Annotated in this window: 1 protein-coding gene; it reads left to right on the top strand. The window is 37.3% G+C overall.

Annotation, left to right across the window (positions count from 1 at the left end; all coding sequences use genetic code 11):
* Window positions 1–459 (top strand): fibronectin type III domain-containing protein (locus EG242_RS14885; protein WP_203227745.1); only part of this gene is annotated, 459 nt, incomplete at both ends.

The following is a 459-nucleotide window of genomic DNA, read 5'->3' as shown; positions in this document are numbered from 1 at the left end:
GTAGAAAATAATATACCATTAACAACTGCTTGGCAAGAATTTATTGTTCCGTTACCAGCAACAACCGATGATTATTTTGCTTTTTCTTTTGATAGCCAAAACGGTACTGCATATGTATATCTTGATGATGTTTACTACGAAAATTTATCTCCATGTGCATTTCCTGTAGGGTTAAAAACAACTTCTTTTACTCATAATACTGCTGATTTATCTTGGGCAGCTTCAGCAGCACCAGGTGTAACGGGTTATGAATACGAAGTGCGTGACGCTTCAGGTACTGTGGTTTCTACGGGTGTTGTTACAGGAACAACAGCTCAAGCAACCGGCTTAATACCTGGGACTAATTATACGGTTTATATCCGTAGTGTATGTGGAGCTACAAAAGGTGATTGGACTACTTTTCCTGTTTCTTTTACAACATTATGTACAGCTATTGCTACCAATTTTTATGAAGATTTT

Origin of the sequence: Paenimyroides viscosum, from assembly GCF_003858535.1 — a bacterium.
GTDB classification, from domain to species: domain Bacteria; phylum Bacteroidota; class Bacteroidia; order Flavobacteriales; family Flavobacteriaceae; genus Flavobacterium; species Flavobacterium viscosum.
Note: the sequence above shows the minus strand (reverse complement) of the source record. Positions and strands in the feature narration are given on the sequence as shown.